This is a genomic window from Burkholderia sp. ZZQ-2 (assembly GCF_050768715.1).
In the GTDB taxonomy this organism is placed as follows: Bacteria; Pseudomonadota; Gammaproteobacteria; order Burkholderiales; family Burkholderiaceae; genus Burkholderia; species Burkholderia cepacia.
Window position 1 is genome coordinate 1 of record NZ_LDVA01000295.1, and the last position, 5,090, is coordinate 5,090.

The 5,090-nt window shown below is 71.0% G+C and carries 7 protein-coding genes; 5 read left to right on the top strand and 2 right to left on the bottom strand.

Features of this window, described 5'->3' with window-relative positions; all coding sequences use genetic code 11:
* From ABY44_RS25605 to ABY44_RS25625, 5 genes are all read left to right on the top strand, one after another.
* Positions 1-514, top strand: a 514-nt coding sequence (locus ABY44_RS25605; RefSeq protein ID WP_431642582.1) for a tetratricopeptide repeat protein, incomplete at its 5' end; no start/stop codon positions are given.
* Between the two features lie 199 nt (positions 515-713).
* Positions 714-1,259: a hypothetical protein gene (locus ABY44_RS25610; RefSeq protein ID WP_060171929.1), complete on the top strand. Its 546-nt coding sequence runs from the start codon at positions 714-716 to the stop codon at positions 1,257-1,259.
* 346 nt (positions 1,260-1,605) lie between these two features.
* Positions 1,606-2,526: a biotin--[acetyl-CoA-carboxylase] ligase gene (locus ABY44_RS25615; protein WP_048023870.1), complete on the top strand. Its 921-nt coding sequence runs from the start codon at positions 1,606-1,608 to the stop codon at positions 2,524-2,526.
* Positions 2,523-3,308 (top strand): type III pantothenate kinase, encoded by a 786-nt coding sequence (locus tag ABY44_RS25620; protein WP_060171931.1) that lies wholly within the window; start codon positions 2,523-2,525, stop codon positions 3,306-3,308. The genes ABY44_RS25615 and ABY44_RS25620 overlap by 4 nt, the downstream gene beginning before the upstream one ends.
* Positions 3,309-3,505: 197 nt before the next feature.
* Complete coding sequence (locus ABY44_RS25625) at positions 3,506-3,748, top strand: hypothetical protein (protein ID WP_027789017.1); 243 nt, start codon at positions 3,506-3,508, stop codon at positions 3,746-3,748.
* Between the two features lie 16 nt (positions 3,749-3,764).
* Here ABY44_RS25625 and rfaE2 read toward each other — a convergent pair whose 3' ends face one another.
* Both rfaE2 and ABY44_RS25635 read right to left on the bottom strand, forming a co-directional pair.
* Positions 3,765-4,250, bottom strand: a complete 486-nt coding sequence (gene rfaE2, locus ABY44_RS25630) for a D-glycero-beta-D-manno-heptose 1-phosphate adenylyltransferase (protein WP_012329309.1) — start codon at positions 4,248-4,250, stop codon at positions 3,765-3,767.
* Between the two features lie 152 nt (positions 4,251-4,402).
* Positions 4,403-5,090 (bottom strand): ferritin-like domain-containing protein (locus ABY44_RS25635; RefSeq protein ID WP_431642585.1); only part of this gene is annotated, 688 nt, incomplete at its 5' end.

Genomic DNA, 5,090 nt, shown 5'->3' on the forward strand with positions numbered 1-5,090 from the left:
CGGCTGGCTGGAAACGGCCGCGACGGCGAACGGCAAGGCCGACGCGCCGGCTGCCCGGCGGGCGCAACTCGCGCTCGGCAAGGCGTTGCTGCTCGGCAGCAGCGACATGCCGAAGGACTATGCACGCGCCCGCACGCTGCTCGGCGAAGCGGCCGCGCAGGGCGACCCGGCCGCCGCGTATTACCTCGGGCTGATCTATCGCAGCGGCTACGGGATCGCCGCCGATCCCGTGCAGGCCGCGCACTGGTTCGAGGTCGCGTCGCGCGCGGACATCCCGGCCGCGGACTTCATGCTCGCGAACGCGTACCGCGACGGCAGCGGCGTGCCGCGCGACGACGCACGCGCGCTCGCGCTGTATCGCCGGGCCGCCGAGCACGAGTTGCCGGAAGCCGTGCAGACGCTCGCGATGGCCTATCGCAACGGCGAGCTCGGGCTCAAGCCCGACGCGGACGAATTCCACGCGCAGTGGATCGAGACCGCGCATGCGCTGAAGCATCCGGTCGTCGCGCCGTAACGCGAACCCGCATCGCACCGGCTGCCTGACGGGCAAGCCCCGACGCTCCGCGCATCGATCATCCGGCAACGGAATCGATCGCGGCGCGCGGGTGCGCGCCTGTTGCATTGCCGCCACCCGGCCGCTCCCCGTCGATCGGCCGGCGTGCGGCGATGCATTAACATGCAGCCTCACAATAAAACCTGAGAGAACTGCATTCATGTCCCTTCGCCTGTCCGGGCGTCGCGCCGCTGCCGTCGGCGCCGCCGCCATTGCCCTCTCCGCCGTGCCGCTCGCTGCATTCGCCGCGCCGCCCGCCCAACCCGACATCTTCAACGCCGCGATCTGCAATCCGCCGTTCACGTCGGACCTGATGGACTCGATCTACAACACCGTCAAGGCCACCGATCCGAAGCCGGACGAATCGATGCTGGGCGCCGCGGTCTTCCGCCTGCCGGAGCCGATCCACCGGGACGGCTTCACGACGCAGCACGTCGTGTTCACCAGCACCGGGATCGGCGTGCTCGTGGACGGCGAAGTCGCCGGCCAGCTCGCGCAACGCTACAAGCTCGCGCCTGAAAAGGGGCATCTGCTGGGCGCGTCGTCGGCAGGCTATTCGCGCCGCCTGACGGTGCGCGGCCCGGGCGGCGCGCTGATCCTCGTGTCGGCCCGCCAGGGCCCGGCGCTGAAGGGCAAGACGCTGCTCGCGTGCGAAATGACGTCCGAAGAAGACATCAAGGCGCTGGAGCAGATGGAAAAGCATTGAGTCGTGCGGCGGCACGCCGGCGCCGCGCGTATGCGGGCGGCCGTGCGCCGCCTTGGTGGTGGATGCTGGTCGGTCACTGCCGGTTGGTCACTGCCGGTTCGTCGCTACCGGTCGGTCGCTGCCGATTGGCCACTGCCGATCGGTCGCTGCCGGTCGATCACTGCCAGTCGATCGCTGCCAATCGATCACTGCCGGTCGATCACTGCCAATCGATCGCTGCCGGTCGATCACTGCCGGTCGATCGCTGCCAATCGATCACTGCCGGTCGATCACTGCCGGTCGATCACTGCCGGTGGCGCGCGCCGCTCGACGCGCGCCACCGCCCCCTGTCGCTACAATAGGCGCCATGAACGCCCCCACCTCCTCCGACACGCCCGATTCCGGCGACGCGCACATCGCGCGCAACCGGCTCGAGGCGCACCTGGACGCCGCGCCGCGTGCGTGGCCGCTCGACATCGTCGCCGCCACCGGCTCGACCAACGCCGACGTCGCCACCCGGCTCAAGGCGCTGCCGCGCCACGCGAACGCGCTGCCCGCGCCGCTCGTGCGTGTGGCGTTCGAGCAGACGGCCGGCCGCGGCCGGCAGGGCCGCCCGTGGTTCGCACAGCCCGGCAACGCGCTGCTGTGTTCGGTCGGCTGCATCGTGCCGCGCCCCGTCGACGCGCTCGGCGGCCTCAGCATCGCGATCGGCGTCGCGCTTGCGGAAGGGCTGGCCACGCTGCCGCTCGACGCCCGCTCGCGCGTCGCGCTCAAATGGCCGAACGACCTGCTGCTGACCGCCACCGACGACGGCACGCCGCGCATCGTCGGCAAGCTCGCCGGGATCCTGATCGAAACCGCCTGGGCCAGCGCCGACGCGACCGCCGTCGTGATCGGCTTCGGCATCAACGTCCGCGGCGCGGAAGCCGTCGCCGCGCAGGTCGACGCGCTGCGCGCGCGCGAAGCGACGCTCGCGAGCGGGCTGCCGCCCGCTGCGCTGTCGATCGCGTGCGCGTCGGCCAACCTCACCGATACGCTCGCCGCGTCGCTGAACGCGCTCACGCCCGCGCTCGCGCAGTTCGGCGCCGAAGGGCTCGCGCCGTTCGTGCCGCGCTGGCATGCGTTGCACGCGTATGCGGGGCGCGAAGTCGTCCTGCTCGAACAGGGCGTCGAACGCGCGCGCGGCATCGCGACGGGCATCGACGCGACCGGCCAGCTGCTCCTCGACACGCCGGACGGCATCCAGGCGATCGCGGCCGGCGACGTGTCGCTGCGCGAAGCGCAATGAACGAGCCGCACCTGCTGATCGACGCCGGCAACAGCCGGATCAAGTGGGCGCTCGCCGATGCGCAGCGCACGCTCGTCGAGACGGGCGCATTCGGCCACACGCGCGACGGCGGCGCCGATCCCGACTGGTCGAACCTGCCGCATCTGCGCGGCGCGTGGATCTCGAACGTCGCGGGCGCCGACGTGACCGCCCGGCTCGACGCGCTGCTCGACGCGCGCTGGCCGGGCCTGCCGCGCACGACGATACGCTCGCGTCACACGCAATGCGGCGTGACGAACGGCTATACGACACCCGAACAGCTCGGCAGCGACCGCTGGGCCGGCCTGATCGGCGCGCACGCGGCGTTTCCGGGCGAGCACCTGCTGATCGCGACGTTCGGCACCGCGACGACACTCGAGGCGCTGCGCGCGGACGGCCGCTTCACCGGCGGGCTGATCGCGCCGGGCTGGGCGCTGATGATGCGGGCGCTCGGCACGCACACCGCGCAGCTGCCGACGCTGACCACCGATATCGCGAGCGGCCTGCTCGCGGGTGCGCAGGCCGATCCGTTCCAGGTCGATACGCCGCGCTCGCTGTCGGCCGGCTGCCTGTACGCGCAGGCCGGGCTGATCGAGCGCGCGTGGCGCGACCTTGCCGACGCGTGGCACGCACCCGTGCGGCTCGTGCTGGCCGGCGGCGCGGCGGACGACGTCGCGCGCGCGCTGACGGTGCCGCATACGCGGCACGATGCACTGATCCTGTCCGGGCTCGCGCTGATTGCGGCCGAATCCGCGCAGGATTGACGAAACCGGCGCCGGCATCGCGCCGGCGTGCGGCGACGCGGGTCCGCACGGACCTGCGGCACGCTGACGAAGCGGTACGCGCGGGGCGGCGGCAACGGCCCGTGCACTCGACCGGCGGAAGCCATGAAAAAGCCGGCCATGCGGCCGGCTCGACTGAATGACGTGAACGACGTCGATGACGACAAGGAGGTTCGACGATGCTGCGCTGGCTGATCGCTGTTCTCTTTCTCGCCAACATGCTCGCGTTCGTGGTGGCGCGCGGCGTGTTCGGGCCGCTGCCGTCGGCCGGCCCGCGCGAACCCGGCGTGCTGTCGCGGCAGGTCCGGCCCGATGCGCTGCGCGTGACGCCGCTCGCGCAGGCGACCGACCAACCCGTCGTCGGTGGCCCGATCGCGCCGCCGGCCGTCACGACGGCCCCGCTCGCGGCATCCGCGCCCTGACGGCGCCGGGCCGTACTCAGGACTGCTGCGCGCGCACCTTCTTCAGCAGCGCGGTGGTCGAGCGGTCGTGCTCGAACGGAATCGCCAGCGCACGGCCGCCCCAGCCGCGCACGAGCGCCGATTCCGGCAGCGCGTCCATGTCGTAGTCGCCACCCTTCACGAGGATGTCCGGACGGACGGCCTCGATCAGCGACACCGGCGTCTTTTCCCCGAACGTCACGACCCAGTCGACGCTTTCCAGTGCCGCGAGCAGTGCCGCGCGGTCTTCCTCGCGATTGATCGGCCGGTCGTCGCCCTTGCCGAGCATGCGCACCGACGCATCGCTGTTCACGCCGACGATCAGGCACGCGCCGAGCGCTTTCGCGTCGGCGAGATACGTGACGTGGCCGCGGTGCAGGATGTCGAATACGCCGTTGGTGAACACGACGGGCGACGGCAGCGACGCGCGCAGCGCGACGAGGGCATCACGGGTGATCAGCTTGCGTTCGAAGGTGGCGGACATGGTGGAGATCGGACGAAATGAGCAACGGCGCGCGCGACGGCGGCGCCAGATAAAAAGCCCGCCGGGCTGGCCAGGCGGGCTTCATGCAACGGATACGGCACGGCGGCGCTACCGGCCGGCGCGATTCACGCCGGCGGCGGCGCCTGCCGGCCTCAGGCCGGCTGCGCGGCCGACGACGGGCCGCTTTCGGCCTGCAGGCGGCCGGTAACTTCCTTGCGGTAGCGGTTCAGCTCCTGCGCGGTCGCGAACGTGCGCTCGAACAGGATCGACAGGTTGTGCAGGATCCGCTCGACGACCTTCTTTTCCCACTCGCCGTCGAACCGGATCTGCTCGTCGAGCCAGCGCTCGAGCCATTCCGGATCGGGCAGGCGCGACTGCACGGTATCGCGCGGGAACAGCGCCTGGTTCACGTGCAGGTTGGTCGGGTGCAGCGGCTTCTCGGTGCGGCGCGCCGACGCCATCAGCACGCCGATCTTCGCGAACGCCGCGCGCGCGACGTCGCCGCAGTTGTTCAGCGCCTTCTTCATGTAGCGCAGGTAGGCGCCGCCATGGCGCGCTTCATCGCGCGAAATCGTTTCGTAGATCTGCTTGATGACCGGCTCGGTATGCCAGTCGGCCGCGCAGCGGTACCAGTGGTTCAGGCGGATCTCGCCGCAGAAGTGCAGCATCAGCGTCTCGAGCGGCGGCGCCGGGTCGAATTCGAAGCGCACCGCGTGCAGTTCTTCTTCGGTCGGCACCATCTCCGGCCGGAAGCGGCGCAGGTATTCCATCAGCACGAGCGAATGCTTCTGCTCCTCGAAGAACCACACGCTCATGAACGCGGAAAAGTCGCTGTCGTGC